The sequence below is a fragment of the Kitasatospora sp. NPDC023176 genome, from assembly GCF_055560495.1.
In genome coordinates this window covers 17,314-41,842 of record NZ_JBVHIP010000027.1, presented here as the reverse complement: position 1 = coordinate 41,842, position 24,529 = coordinate 17,314, and the positions used below count along the sequence as shown (strand labels likewise).

Here is a 24,529-nt window from a genome sequence, read left to right as displayed (position 1 = left end):
CGTTCAACGGTTCCCAGGCCGACCACCCTGCCCGCAGGGTGGTCGGCATGAGACTCCTGCTGCTGGGTGGAACGAAGTTCGTCGGACGGGTCGTGGCCGAGGAGGCGTTGGCCAGGGGATGGGAGGTGACGGCGCTCAACCGCGGTACGCAGCCCGCGCCCGAGGGCGTACGGGTGCTGCACGGGGACCGCACGGCCGAGGACGGCCTCGCGGCGCTCGGCACCGGGGAGTGGGACGCGGTGGTGGACACCTGGTCCTGGGCCCCGGCCTCGGTGCGCGACAGCGCCCGGCGGCTGAACGGCCGGGTCGGCCACTACGCGTACGTCTCCAGCCGCTCGGTGTACGACTACCCGCTGCGCGCCGGGGCGGACGAGACGGCGCCGGTGGTGCCCGCCTCCCCGGACCTCACCGGCGAGGTCGGCTACGCCGAGGCCAAGCGCGGCGCCGAGCTGGCCCTGGAGGCGGAGTTCGGCGGGCGAGCCCTGCTGGTCCGCGCCGGGCTGATCCTCGGCCCGCACGAGAACATCGGCCGGCTGCCCTGGTGGCTGAACCGGATCGCCCGCGGCGGCCCGGTGCTCGCCCCCGGCCCGCGCGACCTGCCGCTGCAGTACATCGACGGCCGCGACCTCGCCACCTGGATCCTGGACGCGACGGCGGCCCGGCTGAGCGGCCCGTACAACGTGGTCAGCCCGGCCGGCCACACCACCATGGGCGGGCTGCTGGAGGCCTGCGTCCGGACCACCGGCTCGGACGCCGAACTGCGCTGGACCGACCCGGAGCGGATCGTGGCGGCCGGGGTGCAGCCGTGGACGGAGCTGCCGATCTGGCTGGCGCCCGGCGAGCTCTACGACTTCCTGCACGGCGCCTCGGTGGCCCGCGCCGTCGACGCCGGGCTGCGCTGCCGCCCGGTCGCCGAGACGGTCCAGGACACCTGGGCCTGGCTGCGGTCGATCGGCGGCGAGGCCCCGCAGCGCGCCGACCGGCCGAACGTCGGGCTCGATCCCGAGCGCGAGGCCCGGTTGCTCGACGGCTGAGGCCCGGTCGCCCGACGGCTCTGGCCCGGTAGCTCGATGGCTGAGGCCCTGCGGGGGAGTCGGTCGTCAGCCCCGGCCGTCGATCAGCTCCCCGTAGGCCTGCACCAGGTCCGGCAGCCGCAGCGTCGCCAGGTCCTCCCGGCCCGGCGGCTCGCGCAGCAGCGACAGCCGCAAGTCCCGGTAGGCGCAGGACTTCTCGTACAGGGTGCGGATGAACCGGCCGTTGCCCAGCTCGTCGATCCAGCCCTCGCGCACCACGTGGGTGCAGATGCTGGCCAGCTCCTCGGCGGCGTCCTCGTCCCAGCCGTCGCCGTCCCGGCCGGCCAGCGCCGCGCCGATCGCGGTCAGCTCGTTCGGGCGGTAGCTGGGGAAGTCGACCCTGGTGGTGAAGCGGGAGTTGAGGCCGGGATTGGTGGCGAGCAGCCGGTTCATCCCCTCGGGGTAGCCGGCCAGGATCACCACCAGCCGGTCCCGGTTGTCCTCGGCCCGCTTCAGCAGCACCTGGAGCGCCTCGTCGCCGTAGGCATCGCCCTTGGTGTAGCCGGAGTTGGAGAGGCTGTAGGCCTCGTCGATGAACAGCACGCCGTCCAGCGCCGAGTCGATCAGGTCGTTCGCCTTGACCGCGGTCTGGCCGAGGAACTCGCCGACCAGGTCGGCGCGTTGGGCCTCGACCAGGTGGTCGCCGGAGAGCAGGCCGAGGGCGTGGAAGACCCTGCCCAGGATCCGCGCCACGGTGGTCTTGCCGGTGCCGGAGGGGCCGGAGAAGACGAAGTGCCGCTTCGGCGGCTGGACCGGCAGCCCCTGCTCGGCCCGCAGTCGGGACATCCTCAACTGGGCCGAAAGCGCCCGCACTTGGCGTTTGACCGGTTCCAGGCCGACCATCAGCGAGAGTTCGGCCAGCGCCGCGTCCAACTCCCGTTCGTCGCCCGTCGGTCGGGGAGCCGGCGGGGGAGCGGTGCGGGGCTGCGCCTCGCCGCGTGCCGGCAGCGGTACGGGGACGGCGGGGCCGGCCGGGGCGCCCGCACCGCCGCCGGTGCGCTCACCGGTCGCCTGCGAGGCGCCGCCCGCGGGGGCGGTGTCCGGTTCGGGCGCGGCGAGCGGGCCGTCCACCAGGGTGGCGTCCACCGAGGGACCGCCGCCGATCGGTGCGGTGCCGGTGCCGAACTCGGCGTCGTAGAGCGGTCCTTCGGCGTACCCGGGGTCGTCCTGGAAGGCCGGTCCGCTGCCCGGTCCGGCACCGTCCAGGCCCGCGTCGAGCCCCGCGTCCAGCCCCGCGCCGTCCATCCCCGCGCCGTCCAGCCCGGCGCCGTCGATCCCGGCGCCGTCGAGCCCGGCACCCTCCAGTCTGGCGCCGTCGAGCCCGCCCGAGCGCCCGTCCGCGAGCAGCCCGTCCGCGAGCGCGTCCTCCGCCGAGATCGCCGTCAGCCGGGCCGAGGTGTCCATGAACGCCGGATCCGCCCGGTGCACCGCCCGGTACAGCGGCAGCGCCGCCGCGCTGCGCCCGGCCCCCTCGTACGCCCGGGCCAGCCAGTAGCGCAGTTCCTTGCGCTGCGGCTGCTCGGAGCGGCAGCGGGCCAGCGAGGCGGCCAGCGGGGCCTGCGCCTGGGCGCACATGTCCAGCCGCACCCGGGCCATGCCCGCGAACAGTCCGGCCTCGATGCCGAGCAGGGGGTCGTCGAGTAACCGGTCGGTGTCCCGGATCAGCTGCTCCCAGTCCTTGAGCAGGTAGGACCGGCAGGCGTACAGGAACTGCGCGGACGGGTCCTCGCTGGGCGCCGGGCACTGCTCCAACGCCCGGTCCAGCTCGGCCAGGTGGCGGCCGTCCAGCCAGTGCGAGGCGTGCGCCAGCGCGAGGTCGCGGGCGTCCTCCAGCACCGGCTGCACCCACCAGCCCAGCCAGTACCAGGAACTGAGCGGGCGCCGGTGCAGCCGCCGCTGCTCGCCGAAGCGGTTCTGGTTGCGGTACATGGCCAGCAGTGCCGCCGAGGTGTCGCTGCGCAGCGCGTGCAGGCCGAGCCAGGCGTCGGCCATCCCCGGGTCCAGCCGGACGGCCGCCCGGAACTCCTCCTCGGCCCGGGCGTAGGCGCCCGCCGTGTAGGCGTCCATGGCCCGCTGCCAGGCCCGGTCGGCGAGCCGGTCCGGGCCGCCCGCCGTGCTGTCGGAACTGTCGACCGTCGTCACTCACGCCCCCCGCGGTGTGGCCCGGGGCTCGGCCGGCGGATCGCCTGTGCGCGGCCGGGCCGGTGGTCGTCGAGCCCCCGGGGCGCATACGCGCCTACCGGGAATCGTACCGGCGCGGGGCTGATCCGGAAGGGTGCCGCACAGGGTCAAATGCGATCGCGCGCACGGTGGTTGAGCCGCCGGATGGCCGAAACACCGCTGGCCGGGCGGGTCGGGGGAGGGGACCGGACGGCGCCCCCGGCTCACGGGGGAACAAGCCGGGGACGCCGGGTCCGAAGCGGCCGGAACGGTGGGTTCCGGCGGCTGAGGAGAACCTAGGTCCTGGTGATGTCGCAGGTCAAGGGCCTAGTTGAAGGTTCACCGACGGTGCTCGGCGCGATCCGTCCGGTCACCCCGTCGACCCGCGTCGCGGCGTGCGGACGGCTCGGGTCGGCGGCGAAGTGCGCCGCCTCCGCGCGGGCCCACGCGGCCCAGAACCCGGCGAGTTCCGGCCCGTCCCGCTGCTCGCCCCGCCGCCGGGCCGCGGCGGCGTCCAACTCCATCCAGATCACCCGGGCCAGCCACGGCCGCACCTCCCGGCGCCCGGCCCCGACCCCCTCCACCAGCACCACCGGCGCGGCCGGCACCCGGGCGGTGCCCGCGAAGCGGCGCAGCGTCCAGTCGTACACCCGGTGCTCGGCGTCCCGGCCGGCCGCCAGCGGCTCCAGGACCTGCTCGCGCAGCCGCCCGGTCCAGCCGAAGAGCTCGGTGTGGGTGGCCAGGTCGTCGAGGTGGACCACCGGAGCCCCGCCGAGCGCCGCCGCCAGCCGGCCGGTGAAGGTGGTCTTGCCGGAGCCGGCGTGTCCGTCCACCGCGACCAGCCTCACCGGCCCGCAGGAGGGCGGCAGCGCGCGCAGCTCGCCGGCCAGCGCGGCGAGCGCCTCGGCCGGGCCGTCCGTGTCCACCGCGCCGAGCGCGTCGACACCCGCCGCCGTGACGTCGGCACCGGCCGCCGCGACGTCGTCGGTCGCCCCGCGCCCGGTCGGCGCGTCGACGGGAACGGGCGGTCGAAGGGAGCGAGCGGTTCCGGAAGCAGCCACAACGTCAACCCTACGGTGCCGTAGCCCACCACTGCGGACAGTTGATCCGTGCAGGTCGTGACGGCAGCGCGGGTTTCGGGCATACTCGCCTTCGCCACGCCTGTGAACGGCCGTTCACCGCAACCCGGTGCCGGTCGGGCCGACCTGCCACACCCGCGCCGGACCACCCGCCATCCCGGGCCGGCACCCGATCGAGGAGGCGACCCTCGCCATGACCCCCTCCCCCGTGAAAGCCGTGGAGCGCCAGCTGCCCAGCGAGGAGGCCCGCGAGCTGCTGAGCCTCACCCGGGACCTGGTCCAGCGCGAGCTGCAGCCGCGCGCGGCGGAGGACGAGGCGGCCGGCCGCTTCCCCCGGGAGGTCTTCCGCACCCTCGGCGAGGCCGGCCTGCTGTCCCTCCCGTACGGCGAGGAGTACGGCGGCGGCGAGCAGCCCTACGAGGTGTACCTGCAGGTGCTGGAGGAGCTGGCGGCCGGCTGGCTGGCCGTCGGCCTCGGCGTCAGCGTGCACACGCTGTCCTGCCACGCGCTGGCCACCTTCGGCAGCGAGGAGCAGCGCGAGAAGTGGCTGCCCGGCATGCTCTCCGGCGAGCAGCTCGGCGCCTACTGCCTCTCCGAGCCGCAGTCCGGATCGGACGCGGCGGCCCTGCGCACCCGCGCCGACCTCGACGGCGACGAGTACGTCGTCAACGGCACCAAGGCGTGGATCACCCACGGCGGGCAGGCCGACTTCTACAGCGCACTGGTGCGCACCGGCGCCGACGGCCCCAAGGGCATCAGCTGCCTGCTCGTCCCCGGCACCCAGCAGGGCCTGTCGGCCGCGCCGCCGGAGCACAAGATGGGCATGCGCTCCTCGCCGACCGCCCAGCTGCACTTCGACGGCGCCCGGGTGGCCCGCGAGCGGTTGATCGGCGAGGACGGCCAGGGCTTCCAGATCGCGCTCGCCGCGCTGGACTCCGGCCGCCTCGGCATAGCGGCCTGCGCGATCGGCGTCGCCCAGGCCGCGCTCGACCTCGCGGTCGACTACGCGCGCACCCGGCGCCAGTTCGGCCGCCCGATCGCCGATTTCCAGGGCCTGTCCTTCATGCTCGCCGACATGGCCACCCAGATCGAGGCCGGGCGCGCGCTGTACCTCGCCGCCGCGCGGCTGAAGGACGCGGGCCGCCCGTTCTCCAAGGAGGCGGCGATGGCCAAGCTGTTCTGCACCGACACGGTGATGCGGGTGACCACCGACGCCGTCCAGGTGCTCGGCGGTTACGGCTACACCCAGGACTTCCCGGCCGAGCGCTACATGCGCGAGGCGAAGGTGCTGCAGATCGTCGAGGGCACCAACCAGATCCAGCGCCTGGTGATCGGCCGCCACCTCACCAAGGGCTGAGCCAGGGCTGGACGGAGGGCCGCGGCCCTCCCCGATACGGCCTCCGGCCGTCACTCCAGGGTGCGGGGTGACGGCCGGAGGCGATGTGCTGACAGGGCGTCAACGCGCTTGCGGGCAGGGAGAGTCAGCGGCGGACGAGCCGCCGGCGCTGATCCGGGATGGTGGCGAGCGGGACGGTCGCGGCGATCGGCCGGACGGCCTTGACCGGGGCGGCGCCGCCGGTCGCCGAGCCGCGTGCCGGGCGGTGCACCAGCGCGTGGGAGAACGGCTGGGTGCGCCAGTCGAGCCCGCTCGGGAGCTTGAACAGCGCGTCGAACCCGGCCGGTTCGTCGTCCTCCGGGCTCTCCACCTCGGCCAGGTCGTCGGTGGGGGTGCCCGAGCCGGGGCAGATCGCGGGGGCGAAGGGGTTCCAGGCCGTGGGCAGCAGCGCGTGCTGCGGCAGCTGCTCCTCGTCCGTCACCAGGGCGATGGGGCGACGGCACTCGGGGCAGTGGACCCGGAAGATGTCCCAGGTCTCGGCCTCGCCGGGGTCGTTGCCCGGCATGTGGTCGACCGCGAGGTCGTCGCGGCCGGTCAGCTCGTCGGTCTCGTCGGTGGCCAGCACGCGCTGGTCAGTAGCAGGCATGGGGATCCCCCTAGGATCGGGCCCGGCGTGGTCGCTCAGGGCCACAACCAGCACTTCCCTCCGACTCGGGCTCATAATCCTGCGGAGTTGCGCACCGTGATGCACCGGGTGTGTCCTTGGCCACACCGGCCGCCACATTCACCCGGCACATGCCCGTCTGACACCTGCGGTCCCACCCCGTGCAACCGTCGTGCGCCCCCCGTGCCCCCGACCCGGTAGGTTTGCGCACTGTGGAGGATCTCGACCAACGCATCGTCCAGCTGCTCCTAGAGGACGGCCGGATGAGCTACACGGACCTGGGCAAGGCCACCGGCCTGTCCACCTCGGCGGTGCACCAGCGGGTGCGCCGCCTCGAGCAGCGGGGGGTGATCCGCGGCTACACCGCGATCATCGACCCCGACGCCGTAGACCTGGCGCTGACCGCGTTCATCTCGGTCAAACCCTTCGATCCCAGCGCCCCCGACGACACCCCGGACCGGCTGGCCGGCCTGCCCGAGATCGAGGCCTGTCACAGCGTCGCCGGCGACGAGAACTACATCCTCAAGGTGCGGGTCGGCGCCCCCGGCGACCTGGAGGACCTGCTCGCCCGCATCCGCAGCGCCGCCGGAGTCTCCACCCGCACCACCGTCGTGCTGTCCACCCCGTACGAGGCCCGGCCTCCGAAACTCTGAAGGCCGGACCGGACTCCGCGGAGCGAAAAGCACGGTGCAGACTTAGCCGCATGACCGAACGCACCTCCCGGACCGTCCTGCTGCGCGGCGGCGCCGTCTACAGCCCCGCCGATCCCTTCGCCACCGCGATGCTCGTGGAGGGCGGGCACATCGCCTGGGTCGGCAGCGACGGCGCCGCCGAGGCGTACGCCGCGACCGCCGACGAGATCGTCGAGCTGGACGGCGCCCTGGTCACCCCCGCCTTCGTCGACGCCCATGTGCACGCCACCGCCGCCGGACTGGCGCTCACCGGCCTCGACCTCACCGGCAGCCCCTCGCTGGCCGCCACCCTGGCCGCCGTCACCGCCTTCGTCGAGGCCCGGCCGGAGGACGGCGGGGTGCTGATCGGCCACGGCTGGGACGAGACCGGCTGGCCCGAGGGCCGCCCGCCCACGCTCGCCGAACTCGACGAGGCCGCCCGCGGCGCCGCGCTCTACCTCTCCCGCACCGACGTCCACTCCGCGCTCGCCACCACCGCGCTGCGCACCCTCACGGAGGGCCTCGCCGGGCGGCCCGGCCACGACGCCGACGGCCCGCTCACCAAGGACGCCCACCACGCCGTCCGGCGGACCGCGCTCGCCCGCCTCACCCCCGCGCAGCGCGGCCGCGCCCAGCGCGCCACCCTGGCCCGCGCGGCCGAACTCGGCATCGGCGCCCTGCACGAGTGCGCCGGCCCGGAGATCTCCTCGGAGGCCGACCTGGCCGCCCTGCTGGCCCTGGCCGCCGATGGCGAGGGCCCCGAAGTGTACGGCTACTGGGGCGAGTTGGGCGGCATCGAGACCGCCCGGCGGCTCGGCGCGGTGGGCGCCGGCGGTGACCTCTTCGTGGACGGCGCGCTCGGCTCGCACACCGCCTGCCTGCACACCCCGTACGCCGACGCCGAGCACACCGGCACCGCCTATCTGACCGCCGAGCAGGTCGCCGACCACGTCGCCGCCTGCACCGAGGCCGGGCTGCAGGCCGGCTTCCACGCCATCGGCGACGCGGCCCTGGCCGCCGTGATCGAGGGCGTGCGCGCGGCCGGCGAGCGGGTCGGCGCCGACCGGGTCAAGGCGCTGCGCCACCGCGTCGAGCACGCCGAGGCCCTGGACGACAAGGCCATCGCGGCCTTCGCCGAGCTCGGCCTCACCGCCTCCGTCCAGCCCGCCTTCGACGCCGCCTGGGGCGGCCCGGACGGCATGTACGTGCAGCGCCTGGGCGCCGAGCGGGCCGCCGTCCTCAATCCGTACGCCGCGCTGCTGCGGGCCGGGGTCCCGCTGGCCTTCGGCTCGGACGCCCCGGTCACCCCGCTCGACCCCTGGGGCACGGTCCGTGCCGCGGCCTTCCACCGGACCCTCGATCACCGGATCTCGGTCCGCGCCGCCTTCACCGCCCACACCCGCGGCGGCTGGCGCGCGATCGGCCGCGACCACGACGGCGTGCTGGTGCCCGGCGCGGTCGCCAGCTACGCGGTCTGGGCGGCCGACGAGCTGGTCGTCCAGGCCCCCGATTCCCGGGTGGCCGGCTGGTCGACCGACCCGCGCTCCGGCACCCCCGGCCTGCCCGACCTCACCCCCGGCCACGAACTGCCCGTCTGCCTGCGCACGGTGGTCCGCGGCCGGACCGTGTACGAGCGGTAAACCGGATGATCGGCGGGCGGCCGGCTCGTAGGGTGCCCGCCATGACCACACTGGTACCCGCCGACTTCACCGTCCCCCGCGAGCTGCTCGCCCCGGAGTTCCGCCTGGAGCCCCTGGGCGAGCGGCACAACGCCTCCGACCACGCCGCCTGGACGGGCAGCGTCGAGCACATCCGCGCCACCCCCGGCTGGGCCGGCCGCGGCTGGCCGCCCGCCGACGGCATGCCCCTGGAGGACAACCTCGCCGACCTGCGGCGCCACGCCGCCGACTTCGAGGCCCGCCGGGGCTTCACCTACACCGTCCTGGAGCCGGACCGCGACGAGGTGATCGGCTGCGTGTACATCTACCCGGACCGCGAGGACCCGTCCGTGGTCTCGGTCAGCTCCTGGGTCCGCGCCGACCGCGCCGCCCTGGACGCCCCGCTGTACCGCGCGGTCTCCGCCTGGCTCACCGGACACTGGCCGCTGGGGCGGCTCCACTACTCCGAGCGCTGAGCGGGCGGGGGCCGGGCGGAGGCCGGGGGCCAGGGGGGAGGAGCCAGGGGTGGGGCCTACCACCCTGACCTCACGCGGCCTCGACGTTCCGGGGTACCTTCTTCGCACAGCGTCCGAACAGCAAGCCCCAGGAAGATGGTGCGCCGGTGGCCATGCCCGTCACCCAGGAGCGGTCCGGGACCGCTGCCGAGCCACAGGACCCGGCCCCCACCCCGGGCCGCGGCGCCCGCGCGCTCGCCAAGGTCCGGGCCGGGCTGCCGCGTACCGGTCTCGCCGCGCTGTCCGGCCTGCTGCTGGCGTTCGCCTTCCCGCCGTACGACCTGTGGCCGCTGTCCCTGCTCGGCGTCGCCGCGCTCTCGCTGCTCACCCGCGGCCGCACCTTCCGCCAGGGCGCCTGGACGGGCTTCGCCTTCGGGCTGCCGTTCTTCCTGATGCTGCTCAGCTGGCTGCGGGTGGTCGGCTGGGACGCCACCGTCGGCCTGTCCGTGATCGAGGCGCTGTTCCTGGCCCTGCTCGGCGGGGCGCTGGCGCTCACCTCCCGGCTGCCCGGCTGGGCGTTCTGGGCGGCCGCGCTGTGGGTCACCCAGGAGTGGGCGCGCGACCGGCTGCCGCTCGGCGGCTTCCCCTGGGGCCGGCTCGCCTTCGCCAACACCGCCACCCCGTACACCCCGCTGGCCGCGCTCGGCGGCGCTCCGCTGGTGACCTTCGCCGTCGCGCTCTCCGGCACCCTGCTCGCCTGGGCCGCGCTGCGCGTGCGCGGGCCGGGCCGGGCCCCGAAGGCGGCCGCGCTGGCGGCGCTGGGCGCGGTGGCCGCGCTGCTGGCCGGCTACCTCGTCCCGGTGCCCACCGCTGCGGCCGACACCGTGAAGGTCGCCATCGTCCAGGGCAACGTGCCCAACCCGGGCATGGACTTCCTCGGCCGCCCGATGATGGTGCTCAACAACCACGCCTCGGCCACCGAGCGGCTCGCCGCCGACGTCCGGGCCGGCAAGGTGCCGCGGCCCGACGTGGTGATCTGGCCGGAGAACTCCTCCGACCTCGACCCGTTCAGCGACCCGCTGGCCCGCCAGCGCATCGACGAGGCGGTCCAGGCCGTCGGTGTGCCCACCCTGGTCGGCACCCTGGTGGACGGCCCGGACGCCCAGCACGTCCAGAACGAGGGCATCGTCTGGGACCCGGTCACCGGCCCCGGCGCCTCGTACACCAAGCAGCACCCCGTCCCGTTCGGCGAGTACGTGCCGTTCCGCGCCCAGTTGATGAAGGTGGTCACCCGCCTCCAGCGGGTCGCCCGGGACTTCTACCCCGGCGACCACAACGGTGTGATGCAGCTCGGCCCGGCGCGGATCGGCGACGTGATCTGCTTCGAGGTGGCCTACGACGAGATCGTCCGGGACACCGTGGACAGCGGCGCCCGCGTCCTGGTGGTCCAGACCAACAACGCGACCTACGCCAAGACCGGCCAGCCGGAGCAGCAGCTCGCGATGAGCCGGCTGCGCGCGGTGGAGCACGGCCGGTCCGTCCTGATCGCCGCCACCAGCGGCATCAGCGCGGTGATCGCCCCGGACGGCACCGTGGAGCAGCGCACCGCGGAGCTGACCCCGGCCGAGCTGTCCGCCACCGTCCCGCTGCGCGACGGCACCACCGTCGCCGACCGGGTCGGCGCGGCCCCGGAGTGGACGCTGGCCGTCGGAGGCCTGCTGGCCTGCGCCGCCGCCGTGCTGCTCGGCCGCCGCAAGAAGGCCGTGGACAGGGCCGTGGACGGAACACCGGCCGCCGGGGAATCGTTGGACCAGGTGGTGCCGTAGCCGGCCCGGATCTCCCGTGCGGCGCGCAGAGCACCGCTTGGAGTGGATTCGTACCGTGACCCAGCAAGCTACCCCCGCCCGTCCGGTCCCGCGTAGCAGGCTCCGCCGGGTGCTGCCGCTGCTGATCACCGCCTGGCTGGTGCTGGAGATCTGGCTGCTGGTCCTGGTGGGCTCGTGGCTGGGCGGCTTCGTCGTCCTGCTGCTGCTCATCGCCGGCGGTGTGATCGGCGGGTCGCTGATCAAGCGGGCCGGGCTGAAGGCGCTGTCGGCGGCGATCGAGCAGAGCAAGAACCCGCAGTCCCAGCAGCCGGAGACCGGCACCAGCCTGACCGTACTGGCCGGGCTGCTGCTGATCATCCCCGGTTTCCTGTCCGACCTGGTCGCCCTGACCCTGCTGTTCCCGCCCACCAGGGCGCTGTGGCGGGCGGCCGGCCGCCGGGTCGCGGACAAGGCGATGCGCAGCACCTCCACGGCTGGCACCGACGCGTTCGCGGACGCGATGCGGCTGCAGGAGCAGCTGCGCATCCACCGCCCGGACGGCAAGGTCATCCAGGGCAAGGTGGTGGACCCGGAGACCGGCCCGCAGGGCCCGGACACCGGCTACCGCCCGCCGATCGACGGCTGACCGCGAACGGAACCGCGAACACACCTGTGGGCCGCCCGGCGACCGGGCGGCCCACAGCCGTACGTGCGGCCCACGGGTGTGCGTACGGCCCCCAGGTGCGCGCACGGCACGCCGAGCGCACAACGACGCCGAGCGGACAACGCGAAAGGGGCCCTGGTGACCAGGGCCCCTTTTCGCGTCCTCCCGCGCACGGCGGGAGCGAGATGTGTCAGGCGCTCTTACGGGTGTCCCGCGGGTGCACCGCGAGGTTCATCCCGCCGGAGCGGAGCACGGCCAGCCGTTCGGCCAGCACCTCCTCCAGCTCCTCGCGCGTCCGGCGCTCCATCAGCATGTCCCAATGGGTGCGGGTGGGCTTGGTCTTCTTCTCCTCCGGCTCTTCACCGTCGAGGAGTACCGCCTCCTGGCCGCAGAAGCGGCATTCCCAGGCCTGGGGGATCTCCGCCTCGACCGAGAAAGGAACCTCGAATCGGTGTCCGTTCTGACATGCGTACTCGACGGTCTGGCGGGGAGCCAGATCGATACCACGGTCGGTCTCGTAGCTAGTGGCCCCGAGTCGCGTGCCGCGGAGAGCTCGCTCGCTCATGAATCGTGCCTCCCGGGCTTATGGCCCACAGGACTAGTGGTCGCTGTTCTTCGTCGTTCGGTCAACGCTCGGCTTCCGACGAAGATTCCCGTCCCGGGACATGCGTCGTCTGTAGTGCCGTCCCTGTTTGTACCCACCGCCGCCCGATTTGTCACATCTGGCCGGTGATATCACCCCGGGTGTCACCTATTTCACATCCGGTGATCGTGGGGGCTTTCTGTGACGAGCGTACCGGGACGGGATTCCGCGGCGCCCGCCGCCCCCGGTTTCCGGGCGGTCAGGAGATCGGTCGGGAACGGATCATCGGCTCGGTCTTGCCGAGGTCGACCGGTCGGGCGGGCGGGGCGTCCGCCGGGGCGACCGGCGGGCGGTCCGGGCGCGGCGGGGCCTCGGAGGCCGGTTCGGTGCGGGTGTCCCGGTGCGGGAGCAGGGCGATCACCGCGTCCCGGAGCTGGGCCGGGGCGTCCTCGTCCAGCGGGTCGACGGTGGCGGGCACCTGGAGCCGGAGCGGGGTGCCGTTGCCGATCCGGGCGTAGCCGCGGCCGACCGGGGCGAGCGCGGCGGGCACGATGTCCAGCGGCGCGCCGAGCGCGGCGTGGCCCTCCTCGGGCCCGGCGGGGCCGAGCAGCACCCGGGCCCGGGTGGTGGCCCGGACGGTCGGGGTGATCCGGTCCCGGGCCTCGACGTCGTCGGCGATCACCACGGTGACCCGGGCGGCCCGGCCGTGCCGCAGCGGCAGCTCCAGCAGTTCCTGGGGGTCGGGGCGGCCCTCGGCGTGGGCGAGTTCGCCCAGCTCGGTCGGGTGGTCCAGCAGCAGCCACAGCGGCCGGGTGAGGTCCTCGGGCAGGGCGCTGCCGGTGTGCCGGGCGGCGTTCAGCGCGGCGAGCCGGCGCTCGGTCTCCTGGACGGCCCACTCCAGCGCGGCCAGCGCGCCGTGCAGGCTGGTCTCCACGGTGTGCACGCCGGGCCGGTTGACCAGGCAGGCGTGCTCGCCCGTGCCGGCGCCGTCGATCACCACCAGGTCGCCGTACGGGAGCGCCTGGAGCGCGATCGAGCGGATCAGGCTGGAGGTGCCGTAGCCGGTGACGCCGAGGGCCAGCAGGTGCGGTTCGGAGGAGCGCGGGCCGGTGCGCCAGATCACCGGGGGCTGCTGGGCGGTGGCGCCGCCCTGGGTGACCGGGATGGTGCGGGCGGTGCCGTCCTCGTCGGTGAAGCCGAGCACGATCTCGCCCGGGGCGGCGACGAAGCGCTGGGCGGCGATGTCGGTGGGCAGCGGGGCCAGTGCGGTGATCCGCAGCCGGTTGGACTCCTCGTCCCAGTCGAAGCGGTACTCCCGGGCCCGCCCGGCCTTGCCCTGGACGACCTGCTCGATCCGGGCCCGGGCGGCGGGCTCGGTGTCGGTGAAGTACGCGGGGTAGGTCAGCTCCAGCCGGGACAGCCGGCCATCGCCGTCGAACTCCCAGGCGCTGAAGGCGTTCTTGTACTCGCCCTCGAAGTGGTACAGCGGGTTGGCGTCCTCGGGCCCGCACAGGTACGGCGTGAGTGCCGAGTAGAGGGCGCCGAGCTTGATGTCGGCGACGTCGGGCGCGGGCGCGGCGGGCGCCGCCTTGGGGGCCCGGCCGGCCCAGGCGGAGCTGGCCATCAGGGCGACCAGCGCGAACAGCAGGCCGTGCGGCAGCAGGTAGATGCCGATCAGCATGGCGGCGGACAGGAACAGCGTCGGGCCGCGGCGCTCCTTCGGGGTGGCCTGCCAGCGGTCCCTGGCCCAGCCGGCGTGGTGGCGCAGCCCGCGGCCGATCACGCTGAGCGGGGCGAACATGTCGGTGGCGTGGTCCCCGGCGGTTCGGGCGATCTCGCGGCCCTTGCTGAGATGGCGGTGGAGCGGCATTGCGTGACTCCCCGGGCGAGTGGGACGGGTGGGGTGAGGGGACTGCTCGTGGTACGACGGGGCCCGGGGCGGTGGGATCCGCGCCCGGGCCGGTGGGGGAGAGGCGCCGCCTAGAAGCGGAGGCCGCCGAGCAGGCTCGCCAGGCTGGCGCCGCCGGCGGTGATGCTCGGGGCGATCGAGGAGCCGGCGACGTAGAAGCCGAAGAGGGCGCAGACGATGGCGTGGGAAACCTTCAGTCCGTCCCTGCGGAAGAACAGAAAGGCGATGGTGCCGAACAGGACGATGCCGGAAATCGAGAGGATCACTTCTGCTCCTCGGGGAGGGGGACGGGGGACAGTGTTACTTAAAGTGCCCTAATCGTGACAAAAAGTAATAGATGACGGAACGCCGCAAATGGGTGGTTCTGTCGCCCGATGCCGCGCCGGCGGCCGGACGGCGGTATGCGAACCGGGCGGGGTGGGGCCCCGGGCCGGGTGGCCGCCGCGTGGAATCGGTGCCGCGAGGCATTCCCGGGGGGTGGGTGGGAAGTTTCCGGGGGGTCCGGGAAGTTCGCTCGAATGGCTTCGCGACCCGCGCGGCCGCACGTCGTACCGCGCCCGTACCGGCGTGGCCGCCGTCCGGAATCCGGACGCCCGCTGGCCCGGGCCGGCGCCGGCCGCTACGGTGCGGTACGCACCGGCCCCCGCCGGCCCACCGGAGCGGCCCACAGGAAAGGCACCCCTGCCATGACCGATGCCCCCGACGCCGAGGTGATCGCGCTCGCCGGGAAGCTCTTCGACGCCGCCCGCGCCGGAGACACCGCCACCCTGGCCGCCGCCCTGGACGCGGGCGTCTCCGCGGACCTCACCAACGGCAGCGGTGACACCCTCGTGATGCTGGCCGCCTACCACGGCCACGCCGGCACCGTCGAAGCCCTGCTCCAGCGCGGCGCCGACCCGAACCGCGCCAACGACAAGGGCCAGACCCCGCTGGCCGGAGCCGTCTTCAAGGGCGGCGCGGACGTCGTCGACGCCCTGCTCGCCGGCGGAGCCGACCCCCGGGCCGGGGTCCCGTCCGCCGTCGACGCCGCCGCGATGTTCGGCAAGACCGAGCTGCTCGCCCGGTTCGAGGGTCGCTGAGCCGACGCCGTAGGCTCTTCCTCCATGGAGAGCACCACCACCGAGGCCACCGGCACCGTCGAGTTCCGCATCACCGGGTACGCCCACCCCGACGCACAGGCCCTGTCGGCGGAGGTGCAGCAGGAGTACGTCCGCCGCTACGGCGGCCCGGACGACACGGTGATGCGCGCCGAGGACTTCGAGGCGCCGTCCGGTCTGTTCCTGATCGCCTACCTGGACGGCCGCCCGGTCGCCTGCGGCGGCTGGCGGGCCAAGCAGGGCGGCCTGGACGGGCTGCGTGACGGCGACGCCGAGCTGAAGCGGATGTTCGTCATCCCCGACGCCCGCGGCCGGGGCCTGGCCCGGGCGGTGCTGCACCGGCTGGAGGAGGCCGCCGTCGAGGCCGGCCGCACCCGCCTCATCCTGGAGACCGGCACCGAGCAGCCCGAGGCCGTCGCGCTGTACGGCTCCGAGGGCTACGTCGCGATCCGCAAGTACGGCATGTACAAGGACCACCCGCAGAGCATCTGCCTCGGCAAGGAGGTCGCGGCGGTCTGAGCGGTGCCGGTCTGAGCGGCGCCGGCTTGCGTCGCGCCGGTCTGAGCGGCCGTCGCGCCGGGTAGGTTCCCCGCGCCGGACCGAGGGGAGCGACCGATGAGCCACCAACCGCCCGGAGCCGAACGCCTCCCCGCCCTGGCCGCGCCGGGCGGGGAGCTGGACCGGCTGGTCCGGGAGGGCGCGCGCACCGTCGGCGCGGGCGCCGTCTGGGCCGTCGGCGACGCCGGGGGCACGCTCGGCGGCGGCAGCCACGGCACGCTCGGGCAGGGCCCGTACGCGCGGCTGACGCCGGGGCCGGACACCCGGTACGACCTCGCCAGCCTCACCAAGATCGTGGCGCTCTGGCCCTGTGCCGGGGTGCTCTGGCAGTCCGGCCGGCTGCCGCTGGACGAACCGCTCGGCCGCTGCTGGCAGCCCGCCGACGGGCATCCGGTCGGTGTCGTGACGGTCCGTCAACTCCTCGCCCACACCGCCGGGATGCTCCCGTACACCCGCTTCGAGCAGCTCTACGGACGGGAGCCGGCCGCGATCCGGGCCGGGGTGCTCGCCGCCCCGCTGCACCGGGCGCCGGGGGTCGCCGTCGAGTACACCGACCGCGCCGCCGTGCTGCTCACCTACCTCGTCGAGGACCTCGGCGGCGCGCCGCTGGACGAACTCGCCGCCCGCTGGGCCTGGCGGCCGCTCGGCATGACCGACACCCGGTACGGGCCGCTCGGCGCCGCGGAGGCGGCCCGGACGGCGCCCACCGAGTACCACGAGCCGACCGGCGCCCACCTGCGCGGCGTCGTGCACGACCCCTCCGCCCGGCTGCTCGGCGGCGTCTCCGGCAATGCCGGCGCCTTCTCCACCGCCCGCGACCTCGCCCGCTTCCTCACCGCCCTGCTCGCCCCGCCGCCCCGACTCCCGTGGGGCGAACCGTGGATCGGCGAGTCGCTGCGCGAGCAGACCGGCGGCCTGGCCCCCGCCCGCGGCCTCTCCTGGCTGTACGCCGCCGGCACCGAGCCGGCCGAGGGCACCTTCGTCCACTACGGCTTCACCGGCACCGGCATCTGGGTCTCCCGCCGGCTCGGCCGCTGGGCCCTGCTGCTCACCAATCAGGTGCACCACAGCAGGGTCACCCAGTCGCTCACCGACCTGCGCAACGCCTTCCGGCGGGCGGTCTTCGGCTGACAGGTCCGGCACCCGATCGGGTGGATTAGGTACGAACCACCTTTCATGCGGCGGTGATTGCGGCAGAGTGGCCGCGACGGGGAGCGGCCGGCGAAGGAGGCGCGATGACGGAGACCTGGGCACTCTCGGAGCAGGAGTGGCTTGCCGGGATAGTGCGCGCCTACGTCGGGTGCAGCGTGCTGCTCACCGGCGAGGACGGCAAGGTCCTACTGCTGAAGGCGAGTTACCGCGACCAGTGGCAGTTCCCCGGCGGCGGAATGGACCCGGGGGAGGGGCCCGCCGAGTGCGCGGCCCGCGAACTGCGCGAGGAGACCGGGCTGTTGGCGGGCGAACTGCGGCTGCTGGTGGTGGAGTGGCGCGAGGCGATCCCCGACCAGGGCGAACACGCCCACCCCGCCGTGCACTTCATGTTCGACGGCGGCGCGGTCGAACCGGGCACGGTGGTCCGGCTGCAGGCCGAGGAGATCGCCGGCCACGGCTACTTCAGCCCCGCCCGGGCGGCCGCCCTGCTGCACCCCTGCGCGGCGCGCCGGCTCACCGGGGCCCTGGAGGCCCGGCGGACCGGCGCCGTGACGCTGCTGCACTCGGCGGGGTACCTGGGGTGAGCCCGTTCCGGCTGGTCAGAGCAGGGTGCTCCAGTAGTACCAGAACCGGTTGAGCACCAGCAGCGCGATCACCGCCGCCCACAGCACCGGCAGTGCCCAGTGGTAGCGCGCCGCCTCCCGGGCGACCGTCCGCATCCTGGGCCCGACCGGGATCACGCCCGTGCGCAGGTTGTGCAGGGTGGTGTACCAGAACAGCACCACCACCGTCGCCCACACCACCATGCAGTAGGGGCAGAGCGCGCCGATGTCGTACAGCGCCTGGTCGACCAGCCAGTGCACGAACACCACGCCCAGGGCCGTCCCGGCGTGCAGGCCCAGCCAGAACCAGCGCCGGTAGGCGGCCCCGGCCAGCAGCCCCGCCCCGATCGCCGCCAGTGCGCCGAAGGCGGCCAGTCCGAGCAGCGGGTTGGGGAAGCCGAGGACCTCCGCCTGCTCGGTGCGCATCACCGAGCCGCAGCTGATCACCGGATTGATGTTGCAGCTGGGGACGTACGACGGGTTCTCCAGGATGCGGAGCTTGTCGAAGGTCAGGACGGCCGAGGCGGCCAGCCCGACCAGTCCGCCGAGGAGCAGCAGCAGGGCGAGGGCCCGGCTCGCGCCGATCGGGGCCCGGCCGGCGGCGTCGGGGGTGGGAGGGGAGAGGTGCACGGTGGTCGCGGTCATGACAGCACACTCCGGTGGCTGGCTGGGAGGAGCCGGCCCGGCCGGGAGTTCGGCCGGGCCGGTGGTGCCGTGCGGTGCGGTGGGGTGCGGCCTACTGCAGGCCGGCGGCCTGCTTGACCTGGGCGGTGAACTGCTCGGGCGTCGCGGTGGAGTTGCCCGCGAACAGGTTGATCGTCTTGCCGTCCACCTTGACCGTCGGGGTGCCGGTCACCCCGCTGTCGTTGAACGCGTCGGCCACCTTCGCCGCCCACGGCGCGTAGGTCTTGTCGGTGACGGCCTTCACGAAGGCGTCCGTCTTCAGACCGGGCACCTGGCCGGCCAGGTCCAGCAGGTGGTTGACGTCACCGAAGGCGTCGCTGCGCTCGTCCGGCTGGTTGGCGTACAGCACGTCATGGAAGGCCTTGAACTTGTCCACGCCCTCGTTCAGCGCGGCCCCGGCCGCGGCCAGCGCGGTGCGCGAGCCCTTGCCGCCCAGGTTCTTGTCCAGGAAGGCGGCCAGGTGGAACTCCACCTTGATCCGGCCGTCCTGGGTCAGCTCCTTGACGGTCTGGCCGTTCGCCGTCTCGAAGTGCTTGCAGACCGGGCAGCGGAAGTCCTCGTAGACCTCCATGGTGTGCGGGGCGTCGGCCTTGCCGTAGGTGATCACCGTGCCGTCCGGGCCGGTCGCGTTGGCCGGGACGACCAGCGGGGCCGAGGACGCGGCCGCGGACCCCTTGTCGTCGTTCTTCGAGCCCGTGTTCACCGCGAGCGCCACACCGCCCGCCAGGGCGAGCACGACGACGGCGGACACCGCCACGACGATCCGCTGACGGCGCTTGGCGGTCTGCTGCTCGCGGCGCTGCGCCTCCTGGATGCGCTCGCGGGCGCTGATGCGCTTCTTGTTCTTGTCCTGAGCCATGGGGAGTCAACTCCTGTACGCGGCGCGCGGGTGCGCGCGAGTGGCCGCACCGGGTGCGGCGGGGCAAGTGACGCGGGAGTCGTGCGCACTGCCTGGGGCGTACGGAACCGTGCTTGACGAAGCGGGGTACGCGCTCAGCAGGCAGGCGCGAAGACCGGCGGACCCCGCCGGGGAGCCGGGCTCAGCACCACGTCCTCGCGGCGCGGCCGCTCGTGGTCCGCCACCGGCAGCGGCACCCGCAGCACCGGGCGCACCGGAGCGGGGAGCAGCAGGAGGAGCAGCGCCCGCAGCGCGCGGGCCGGCGACTGGCGCAGCGCGCGCAGCGCCCGGGCCAGGCCCGACAGCGCCGCGTCGCCCAGCCGCAGCCAGGCCGAGGCCGCCAGGGCGATCGCCAGGTGCACCGTCAGGAGCAGCAGCTGGGTCGCGGCGGGCGCCAACTGCCCGGCATGGCCCAGCGGGCCGCTCAGCAGCGAGCCGTCCATCGAACCGCCGCCGCAGACCAGCAGGTTCACCCCGCGCGCGGACACGTGCTCGGACAGCACCGGCCCACAGCCGGTCTGGCCCAGGTTGAAGGTGGTGTTCAGCAGCAGCTCGACCGGCACCATCACGGCGGAGATGTGCAGCATCCGCCGCTCCCCGCCGGCCAGCACGGCCGCGACCAGGAAGACGATGCTGCTCGCCGTGGCCACCAGCGACAACGGCAGCGGGCGACCGGTGATGACCACCTGGCCCAACGCGGCCATCGGCACGGCGAGCGCGGTGAACACCGCGGCCCGCAGGGCCCTGGTCGCATGGGTGGACGTCATCACGCTCCGGAGTATGCCATGGCCCTTACACCGGGCACGAGGGCGCGTACGGGTACTCCCTCCGGGTGACGCCCCCTCAGCCGGTCGCGGAGTCGACAGCCGCCGCGCCGCGACTAGCCTGGAAGACGTTCCCGGTGGCCCCGACGAGGGGGTGCACGTAGATGGCCAAGCCCGAAACCACGGCGGGACGGGCACTGCTCGACCGCATCGAGGCCCAGGCGGTGGTACTGGCCGGGCTGGAGGACGCCGTCCGGGCGGACGAACCCGACGCGGTCCACCGGATGCGGGTCGCCTGCCGGCGGCTGCGCAGCGCCCTGCGGACCTTCCGGCGGCTCCTCGAGCCCGGCGCCACCGACGCCCTGGCCGCCGACCTGCGCTGGCTGGGCGCCGCGCTGGGCCGGGCCAGGGACCGCGAGGTGCTCGCCGAACGCCTGACCGCCCGGGCCCGGGAGCTGCCCGCCGCCTGTGGGCCGGAACGGGTCGCGGGCGTGCTGGAGCAGTCCGGCGCCGCCGAGTACCGCCGGGTGTGGCCCGAAGTGGTCGCCGCCCTCGACAGCCCGCGCCGCCGGGCCATCGGCGACGCCCTGACCCTCCTGCTCGCCGACCCGCCGCTGCGCCCGCGCGCCGCCCGCGCCGCCGCCCCCGAACTGTCCCGGATCGCGGCCCGCGAACAGCGCCGCACGGCCGCCCGGGTGCACACCGCCCTCGCCGCCGGCCCTGCGGAGCGCGACGGCGCCCTGCACGAGGCCCGCAAGGCCGCCAAGCGCGCCCGCTACGCCGGCGAGACGGCGGCCCCCGCGGTCGGCGCGGCGGCGGAGCGGTTCGCCGAGCGGATGAAGGCCGTCCAGGAGGTGCTGGGGGAGCACCAGGACGCGGTGGTCGCCGCGGCGGCCCTGGTCGGCCAGGCGGCCGCGGACGGTGAGCCCTTCGCCTACGGCGTGCTGTACGCGGGCCAGCTGGCGGAGGCGGCACGGGCACGGGGGCGGCTGCCGGAGGTGTGGGCGGCGGCCTCGGGGCGGAAGCTGGCCCGGTTCGGTTAGCGGCGCTCCTTCGGGGCCCGTCGGATCAGCCCGCGGCCGAGCGTGCCGACAGCTCCTCCTGGTAGCGGTCCGTACCCGGGCGATCCGTCGGTGCGACCGCGCGGGGTGCCCGGGGGCGCGTCGGAGCCGGCGCGGAGCCGGGTTTCCGTGTGGGCGGCGGCCGCGAAGGCGCGGCGGGTGGGGCTGTCCGGTGGGGCTGTCCGGTGGGGCGGGGAAGGCGAAGACGTGCCGGCCCTCCTCGGGGAGGGGGAGCACGGCCCTACCGGGGGCTGAGCCCCGCCGAGGTGGCCGCCTCGCGCAGCAGGTCGCGGAGCATCGTGGTGGTCAGCCGGCCGGTGTTCGTGTTGCGCGGGCTCACGTGGTAGCAGCCGTAGAGCCGCAGGTCGGGGCCGCCGTCGCGGGCGGGCAGGGTGACCCGGGCGGCGTGGCCGAAGGTGGGGCGGGGGCGCGGGACGATCCAGCCGGCGTCGGCGATCACCGGCAGCATCGCCTGCCAGGCGAAGCCGCCGAGGGCGACGACCGTCCGTACGGTGGGGCGCAGCAACTGGAGTTCACGGGTGATCCAGGGGCGGCAGGTATCGCGTTCGGCGGTGCTGGGCTTGTTGTCGGGCGGGGCGCAGCGGACCGGGTCGGTGATCCGGACGCCGTACAGCTCCAGGCCGTCGCCGTGGCGGACGGATTCGGGGCGGTTGGTGAGCCCGAGGTCGTGGAGGGCGGCGTAGAGGAGGTCGCCGGAGGGGTCGCCGGTGAAGATCCGGCCGGTGCGGTTGGCGCCGTGGGCGGCGGGGGCGAGGCCGACCAGGACGAGCGGGGCGTCGGGTGGGCCGAAGCCGGGGATGGGGCGGGCCCAGTAGTCCCAGTCCTGGTAGGCGCGGCGCTTGGTGCGGGCGGTCTCCTCGCGCCAGGCGACCAGCCGGGGGCAGGCCCGGCAGTGGGTGACGACCCGGTCGAGGCCGGTGAGCCCGGTGGCACGGGCGGCGGCCTCGGCGGGGTGGCGGGGGTGGTTCGGGTCATCGGCGGGGGCCGGTTGCATGGCCCTGATCCTAGGGGCCCCGGGCGATCGCTCCGGCGGTGTCCGGGCAGGCGTAGCGTGGAAGGAGTTGCTCCGGTGGCCCTCGGCCCGGCCGGGTCGGCGGTGGCCGGACGCGCCGGTGTGTGCGGAGGCCGCGAGGAGGCCGCGATGATCGTCGATGCGGTGCTGGGTGCCCTCGGGGGGCTGGTCGGGCTGGGGGCGGTCTGGGCGGGGCTGAGCATCCGGGTGGTCCAGCAGTTCCAGAAGGGCGTGGTGTTCCGCTTCGGCCGGGTGCGTGAGGAGATCCGTCAGCCGGGGCTGGTCGCGCTGATGCCGATCGCGGACCGGCTGCGCCGGGTGAACGTGCAGATCGTGACGATGCCGATCCCGGCGCAGGAGGGCATCACCCGGGACAACGTGACCGTACGGGTCGACGCGGTGGTCTACTTCCAGGTCCAGGACCCGGTGAAGGCGACCGTCAACGTGCAGGACTACAACTTCGCGATCTCCCAGGTCGCGCAGACCTCACTGCGGTCGATCATCGGCAAGAGCGAGCTGGACGACCTGCTGGCCAACCGCGAACCGATCAACCAGGGGCTGGAGTTGATGATCGACAGTCCGGCGCTGGGCTGGGGCATCCAGATCGACCGGGTGGAGATCAAGGACGTCGCCCTGCCGGAGTCGATGAAGCGCTCGATCGCGCGCCAGGCGGAGGCCGAGCGGGAGCGGCGGGCGCGGATCATCACGGCGGACGGTGAGTGCCAGGCCTCGGAGCGGCTGTCGGAGGCGGCGGCGGTGATGAGCGCGACCCCGGCGGCGCTCCAACTGCGGTTGCTGCAGACCGTGGTGGAGGTCGCGGCGGAGAAGAACTCGACACTGGTGCTGCCGTTCCCGGTGGAGCTGCTGCGGTTCCTGGACAGCGCGACGGAGTCCCAGCAGCGGGACCTGCTGGCGGCCGCCGCCGTGGCCGCCGCCGGGAAGGCGGCGGAGCGGGCGGTGGCGAGCGGCGAGGTGCCGGAGCCCGAGGTCGGCCGCGAGCTGCCCAAGCACGAACTCCCGTCACTGGACGAGGTGTTGACCAGCTCGCCGTTGGAGGGGGCGGAGCCGGACGGGCAGCAGCAGAGCGGGGAGCGCAGTGAGCCGAAGACGACGGCCTGAGCGGGGCGCGACCCGGTGCCGGGCGGTGCCGGTAGTGGTGCCGGGAGTGGTGCCGGCGGCGGTGCCCGGTGGCGTGCGTCACCCGGTCGGACCAGGATGGACGGGGGGCTGGAAGCCAGGTCAGGAGGCGGACCATGACCATCGCCAGCGACATCATGCACCCGGGGGCGGAGTGCATCCGCGAGCACGAGACGCTCGCCGCCGCCGCCCGGATCATGCGGGAACGACACGTGGGCGCGCTGCCCATCTGCGGAGAGAACGACCGGCTGCTGGGCATCGTGACCGACCGCGACATCGTGCTGCGCTGCGTCGCGGAGGGGCGCGACCCGGCCGCGGTGACGGCGGGCGAACTGGCCCAGGGGCGGCCGATGACGGTGGAGGCGGACGAGGACTGCGAGCAGGTGCTGCGGGTGATGGAGCAGTACCAGGTGCGCCGGCTGCCGGTGATCAACCACCCGGAGCACAAGCTGGTCGGCATGATCAGCGAGGCCGACATCGCGCGCGGGCTGCCGCAGGCCCGGCTCGCGGAGTTCGTGTCGGCGGTCTGCGCGGAGGAGGCACCGAAGAAGGAGGCCCTGCAGGGCTGACCGGGCCGAGCCGGGCCGGGCCGGGCCGCACGCGAGCGGCCCGGCCAGGGGTCACCCGAGGGCGTACACCGAGGCGGCCTGGGCGGCGGGCTCCTCCGCGCCCTCGGCCGTGAGCGTGACGTCGAGGAAGGCGATCCGGCGCCCGAGCTTGGTCACCCGGGCGTGGACCAGGACGTCCTGACCGGCCACGGCGCGCTGGAAGCTGCTGGACTGCTGGACGGTGGTCATCGGCGCGAAGCCGCCCCGGGCCGCCGAGAGGGCGATCACGCAGGCGGTGTCGGCGGCGGCCAGCAGCGCCTGGCCGGACAGTCCGCCGCCCTCGCGGGCGAGCCGGTCGGACCAGGGCAGCCGCAGCACGGCGTGGCGCTCGCCGGTCTCGGTCGTGGTGAGCCCGAGGTCCTGCACCCAGGGGGCGAAGTTCTCGGCCAGGATCTTGTCCGCCTCGGCGGGGGTGAGGGTCATCGCGCCATTGTGGCGGGCGCGTTGGCGCGTTGTCAGGCGGTTGCCAGGGTGTCGAGGTGGCGGCTGGGCACCGTGCGCATTTCGTCCGGTCCGACCAGGTCGAGGTCGAGGTCGAGGCCGGGCGTGAGGGCGCCGGAGCGCTCCATCTCGACCAGGACGCGTCGGACCGGCGCGTCCAGGCCGGTCTGCAACTCGGCGGCGCGGGGACGTAGTTCGGGGCGGGTGCGGGCGGCGGTGACGAAGCTGAGCCAGAGTGCGCGCTCCTGCCGGCGCTCGGCGTCCAGCGGGAGGGTCTCGGCGAGCAGCCGGACGGTCCGTTCGCGCCGGTCGGTGCCGACGGCACCGCCGGGGGAGGCGGCCACCGGCCACCCGGGCCGGGAGGAGGCCGCGGGGTATGCCGGGGCCTTCCTCGCGGCGCACGTCCCGGCCCTTCCGGCAGGATCCGAAAGACAGGC

The 24,529-nt window shown here is 74.7% G+C and carries 26 protein-coding genes; 14 read left to right on the top strand and 12 right to left on the bottom strand.

The genetic code is table 11. The features are described 5' to 3' along the window. Nucleotides 1-47: 47 nt before the first annotated feature. Nucleotides 48-1,034, top strand: a complete 987-nt coding sequence (locus ACZ3YL_RS29995) for a Rossmann-fold NAD(P)-binding domain-containing protein (protein ID WP_465660456.1) — start codon at nt 48-50, stop codon at nt 1,032-1,034. A 66-nt stretch (nt 1,035-1,100) separates the two neighbouring features. Here ACZ3YL_RS29995 and ACZ3YL_RS29990 read toward each other — a convergent pair whose 3' ends face one another. Together ACZ3YL_RS29990 and ACZ3YL_RS29985 are read right to left on the bottom strand one after the other, a co-directional pair. Beyond that, nucleotides 1,101-3,140, bottom strand: coding sequence for an AAA family ATPase (locus ACZ3YL_RS29990; RefSeq protein ID WP_465660499.1), 2,040 nt, complete (start codon nt 3,138-3,140; stop codon nt 1,101-1,103). 389 nt (nt 3,141-3,529) lie between these two features. Then, entirely contained in the window at nt 3,530-4,159 is a 630-nt protein-coding gene (locus ACZ3YL_RS29985; RefSeq protein ID WP_465660498.1) for a uridine kinase family protein, read from the bottom strand. A 346-nt stretch (nt 4,160-4,505) separates the two neighbouring features. Here ACZ3YL_RS29985 and ACZ3YL_RS29980 point away from each other — a divergent pair, with 346 nt between their 5' ends. Further along, nucleotides 4,506-5,669 (top strand): acyl-CoA dehydrogenase family protein, encoded by a 1,164-nt coding sequence (locus tag ACZ3YL_RS29980; RefSeq protein WP_188305067.1) that lies wholly within the window; start codon nt 4,506-4,508, stop codon nt 5,667-5,669. Nucleotides 5,670-5,793: 124 nt separating this feature from the next. Here ACZ3YL_RS29980 and ACZ3YL_RS29975 read toward each other — a convergent pair whose 3' ends face one another. Further along, nucleotides 5,794-6,294 (bottom strand): hypothetical protein, encoded by a 501-nt coding sequence (locus ACZ3YL_RS29975; protein ID WP_188305066.1) that lies wholly within the window; start codon nt 6,292-6,294, stop codon nt 5,794-5,796. Nucleotides 6,295-6,524: 230 nt separating this feature from the next. On the opposite strand from ACZ3YL_RS29975, the gene ACZ3YL_RS29970 reads away from it, so the two are divergent. The 5 genes from ACZ3YL_RS29970 (at nt 6,525) to fxsA (ending at nt 11,547) form a co-directional block, all read left to right on the top strand. After that, a complete protein-coding gene (locus ACZ3YL_RS29970) occupies nt 6,525-6,965 on the top strand; it encodes an Lrp/AsnC family transcriptional regulator (RefSeq protein ID WP_030058365.1) in 441 nt (146 codons plus the stop codon). A gap of 50 nt (nt 6,966-7,015) precedes the next feature. After that, complete coding sequence (locus ACZ3YL_RS29965; RefSeq protein WP_465660455.1) at nt 7,016-8,623, top strand: amidohydrolase; 1,608 nt, start codon at nt 7,016-7,018, stop codon at nt 8,621-8,623. Nucleotides 8,624-8,664: 41 nt separating this feature from the next. Beyond that, nucleotides 8,665-9,117, top strand: a complete 453-nt coding sequence (locus ACZ3YL_RS29960; protein ID WP_188305064.1) for an N-acetyltransferase — start codon at nt 8,665-8,667, stop codon at nt 9,115-9,117. A gap of 152 nt (nt 9,118-9,269) precedes the next feature. After that, nucleotides 9,270-10,922 (top strand): apolipoprotein N-acyltransferase, encoded by a 1,653-nt coding sequence (gene lnt / locus ACZ3YL_RS29955; protein WP_188305063.1) that lies wholly within the window; start codon nt 9,270-9,272, stop codon nt 10,920-10,922. Between the two features lie 55 nt (nt 10,923-10,977). Beyond that, entirely contained in the window at nt 10,978-11,547 is a 570-nt protein-coding gene (gene fxsA, locus ACZ3YL_RS29950) for an FxsA family membrane protein (protein ID WP_465660454.1), read from the top strand. Between the two features lie 208 nt (nt 11,548-11,755). Here the strand turns inward: fxsA and ACZ3YL_RS29945 are convergent, their stop codons facing one another. The 3 genes from ACZ3YL_RS29945 to ACZ3YL_RS29935 form a co-directional block, all read right to left on the bottom strand. Continuing rightward, nucleotides 11,756-12,130, bottom strand: coding sequence for an RNA polymerase-binding protein RbpA (locus ACZ3YL_RS29945; RefSeq protein WP_188305062.1), 375 nt, complete (start codon nt 12,128-12,130; stop codon nt 11,756-11,758). A 277-nt stretch (nt 12,131-12,407) separates the two neighbouring features. After that, nucleotides 12,408-14,018, bottom strand: a complete 1,611-nt coding sequence (locus tag ACZ3YL_RS29940) for a hypothetical protein (protein ID WP_188305061.1) — start codon at nt 14,016-14,018, stop codon at nt 12,408-12,410. Nucleotides 14,019-14,128: 110 nt separating this feature from the next. Next, nucleotides 14,129-14,323, bottom strand: coding sequence for a hypothetical protein (locus tag ACZ3YL_RS29935; RefSeq protein ID WP_188305060.1), 195 nt, complete (start codon nt 14,321-14,323; stop codon nt 14,129-14,131). Nucleotides 14,324-14,743: 420 nt separating this feature from the next. Here ACZ3YL_RS29935 and ACZ3YL_RS29930 point away from each other — a divergent pair, with 420 nt between their 5' ends. The 4 genes from ACZ3YL_RS29930 to ACZ3YL_RS29915 all read left to right on the top strand — a co-directional run bounded on the left by ACZ3YL_RS29930 (nt 14,744) and on the right by ACZ3YL_RS29915 (nt 17,448). Next, a complete protein-coding gene (locus ACZ3YL_RS29930) occupies nt 14,744-15,136 on the top strand; it encodes an ankyrin repeat domain-containing protein (RefSeq protein ID WP_188305059.1) in 393 nt (130 codons plus the stop codon). 24 nt (nt 15,137-15,160) lie between these two features. Further along, a complete protein-coding gene (locus ACZ3YL_RS29925; RefSeq protein WP_465660453.1) occupies nt 15,161-15,673 on the top strand; it encodes a GNAT family N-acetyltransferase in 513 nt (170 codons plus the stop codon). Nucleotides 15,674-15,769: 96 nt separating this feature from the next. Beyond that, the gene (locus tag ACZ3YL_RS29920) at nt 15,770-16,843 is read left to right on the top strand and encodes a serine hydrolase domain-containing protein (RefSeq protein ID WP_465660452.1); all 1,074 of its coding nucleotides are present in this window, start codon (nt 15,770-15,772) and stop codon (nt 16,841-16,843) included. A gap of 104 nt (nt 16,844-16,947) precedes the next feature. Further along, a complete protein-coding gene (locus tag ACZ3YL_RS29915) occupies nt 16,948-17,448 on the top strand; it encodes an NUDIX domain-containing protein (protein WP_188305056.1) in 501 nt (166 codons plus the stop codon). A 15-nt stretch (nt 17,449-17,463) separates the two neighbouring features. On the opposite strand, the gene ACZ3YL_RS29910 is transcribed toward ACZ3YL_RS29915, so the two are convergent. From ACZ3YL_RS29910 to ACZ3YL_RS29900, 3 genes are all read right to left on the bottom strand, one after another. Further along, the gene (locus ACZ3YL_RS29910; RefSeq protein WP_188305055.1) at nt 17,464-18,111 is read right to left on the bottom strand and encodes a vitamin K epoxide reductase family protein; all 648 of its coding nucleotides are present in this window, start codon (nt 18,109-18,111) and stop codon (nt 17,464-17,466) included. Nucleotides 18,112-18,202: 91 nt separating this feature from the next. Further along, nucleotides 18,203-19,009, bottom strand: coding sequence for a DsbA family protein (locus ACZ3YL_RS29905; protein ID WP_188305054.1), 807 nt, complete (start codon nt 19,007-19,009; stop codon nt 18,203-18,205). Between the two features lie 134 nt (nt 19,010-19,143). Beyond that, on the bottom strand, nt 19,144-19,815 hold the full coding sequence (locus tag ACZ3YL_RS29900; protein ID WP_465660451.1) for a hypothetical protein: 672 nt from the start codon (nt 19,813-19,815) through the stop codon (nt 19,144-19,146). Nucleotides 19,816-19,976: 161 nt separating this feature from the next. Between ACZ3YL_RS29900 and ACZ3YL_RS29895 the strand changes: the two genes are divergently transcribed. Beyond that, nucleotides 19,977-20,855 carry a CHAD domain-containing protein gene (locus tag ACZ3YL_RS29895; protein ID WP_465660450.1) on the top strand — a complete coding sequence of 293 codons (879 nt, stop codon included), beginning with the start codon at nt 19,977-19,979 and terminating at the stop codon, nt 20,853-20,855. Between the two features lie 259 nt (nt 20,856-21,114). Here the strand turns inward: ACZ3YL_RS29895 and ACZ3YL_RS29890 are convergent, their stop codons facing one another. Beyond that, entirely contained in the window at nt 21,115-21,888 is a 774-nt protein-coding gene (locus tag ACZ3YL_RS29890; RefSeq protein ID WP_465660449.1) for a uracil-DNA glycosylase, read from the bottom strand. A 147-nt stretch (nt 21,889-22,035) separates the two neighbouring features. Here ACZ3YL_RS29890 and ACZ3YL_RS29885 point away from each other — a divergent pair, with 147 nt between their 5' ends. Together ACZ3YL_RS29885 and ACZ3YL_RS29880 are read left to right on the top strand one after the other, a co-directional pair. Beyond that, nucleotides 22,036-23,025: an SPFH domain-containing protein gene (locus tag ACZ3YL_RS29885; protein WP_465660497.1), complete on the top strand. Its 990-nt coding sequence runs from the start codon at nt 22,036-22,038 to the stop codon at nt 23,023-23,025. A gap of 134 nt (nt 23,026-23,159) precedes the next feature. After that, nucleotides 23,160-23,612 (top strand): CBS domain-containing protein, encoded by a 453-nt coding sequence (locus ACZ3YL_RS29880; protein ID WP_188306261.1) that lies wholly within the window; start codon nt 23,160-23,162, stop codon nt 23,610-23,612. Between the two features lie 51 nt (nt 23,613-23,663). Here the strand turns inward: ACZ3YL_RS29880 and ACZ3YL_RS29875 are convergent, their stop codons facing one another. Both ACZ3YL_RS29875 and ACZ3YL_RS29870 read right to left on the bottom strand, forming a co-directional pair. Next, nucleotides 23,664-24,074, bottom strand: a complete 411-nt coding sequence (locus ACZ3YL_RS29875; RefSeq protein ID WP_188306262.1) for a PaaI family thioesterase — start codon at nt 24,072-24,074, stop codon at nt 23,664-23,666. A 32-nt stretch (nt 24,075-24,106) separates the two neighbouring features. Next, nucleotides 24,107-24,436 (bottom strand): TetR family transcriptional regulator C-terminal domain-containing protein, encoded by a 330-nt coding sequence (locus ACZ3YL_RS29870; protein WP_465660448.1) that lies wholly within the window; start codon nt 24,434-24,436, stop codon nt 24,107-24,109. Nucleotides 24,437-24,529: the final 93 nt, after the last annotated feature.

Bases quoted from the DNA above. Each gene is read 5' to 3' on its own strand.
- ACZ3YL_RS29965 (WP_465660455.1), top strand. From the start codon at position 7,016: ATGACCGAACGCACCTCCCGGACCGTCCTGCTGCGCGGCGGCGCCGTC.
- ACZ3YL_RS29920 (WP_465660452.1), top strand. From the start codon at position 15,770: ATGAGCCACCAACCGCCCGGAGCCGAACGCCTCCCCGCCCTGGCCGCG.
- ACZ3YL_RS29980 (WP_188305067.1), top strand. From the start codon at position 4,506: ATGACCCCCTCCCCCGTGAAAGCCGTGGAGCGCCAGCTGCCCAGCGAG.
- ACZ3YL_RS29975 (WP_188305066.1), bottom strand. From the start codon at position 6,294: ATGCCTGCTACTGACCAGCGCGTGCTGGCCACCGACGAGACCGACGAG.
- ACZ3YL_RS29960 (WP_188305064.1), top strand. From the start codon at position 8,665: ATGACCACACTGGTACCCGCCGACTTCACCGTCCCCCGCGAGCTGCTC.
- ACZ3YL_RS29885 (WP_465660497.1), top strand. From the start codon at position 22,036: ATGATCGTCGATGCGGTGCTGGGTGCCCTCGGGGGGCTGGTCGGGCTG.
- ACZ3YL_RS29900 (WP_465660451.1), bottom strand. From the start codon at position 19,815: ATGACGTCCACCCATGCGACCAGGGCCCTGCGGGCCGCGGTGTTCACC.
- ACZ3YL_RS29930 (WP_188305059.1), top strand. From the start codon at position 14,744: ATGACCGATGCCCCCGACGCCGAGGTGATCGCGCTCGCCGGGAAGCTC.
- ACZ3YL_RS29905 (WP_188305054.1), bottom strand. From the start codon at position 19,009: ATGGCTCAGGACAAGAACAAGAAGCGCATCAGCGCCCGCGAGCGCATC.
- ACZ3YL_RS29940 (WP_188305061.1), bottom strand. From the start codon at position 14,018: ATGCCGCTCCACCGCCATCTCAGCAAGGGCCGCGAGATCGCCCGAACC.
- ACZ3YL_RS29990 (WP_465660499.1), bottom strand. From the start codon at position 3,140: ATGGACGCCTACACGGCGGGCGCCTACGCCCGGGCCGAGGAGGAGTTC.
- ACZ3YL_RS29880 (WP_188306261.1), top strand. From the start codon at position 23,160: ATGACCATCGCCAGCGACATCATGCACCCGGGGGCGGAGTGCATCCGC.
- ACZ3YL_RS29875 (WP_188306262.1), bottom strand. From the start codon at position 24,074: ATGACCCTCACCCCCGCCGAGGCGGACAAGATCCTGGCCGAGAACTTC.
- ACZ3YL_RS29915 (WP_188305056.1), top strand. From the start codon at position 16,948: ATGACGGAGACCTGGGCACTCTCGGAGCAGGAGTGGCTTGCCGGGATA.
- ACZ3YL_RS29945 (WP_188305062.1), bottom strand. From the start codon at position 12,130: ATGAGCGAGCGAGCTCTCCGCGGCACGCGACTCGGGGCCACTAGCTAC.
- ACZ3YL_RS29910 (WP_188305055.1), bottom strand. From the start codon at position 18,111: ATGACCGCGACCACCGTGCACCTCTCCCCTCCCACCCCCGACGCCGCC.
- ACZ3YL_RS29995 (WP_465660456.1), top strand. From the start codon at position 48: ATGAGACTCCTGCTGCTGGGTGGAACGAAGTTCGTCGGACGGGTCGTG.
- ACZ3YL_RS29895 (WP_465660450.1), top strand. From the start codon at position 19,977: ATGGCCAAGCCCGAAACCACGGCGGGACGGGCACTGCTCGACCGCATC.
- lnt (WP_188305063.1), top strand. From the start codon at position 9,270: ATGCCCGTCACCCAGGAGCGGTCCGGGACCGCTGCCGAGCCACAGGAC.
- ACZ3YL_RS29925 (WP_465660453.1), top strand. From the start codon at position 15,161: ATGGAGAGCACCACCACCGAGGCCACCGGCACCGTCGAGTTCCGCATC.
- ACZ3YL_RS29890 (WP_465660449.1), bottom strand. From the start codon at position 21,888: ATGCAACCGGCCCCCGCCGATGACCCGAACCACCCCCGCCACCCCGCC.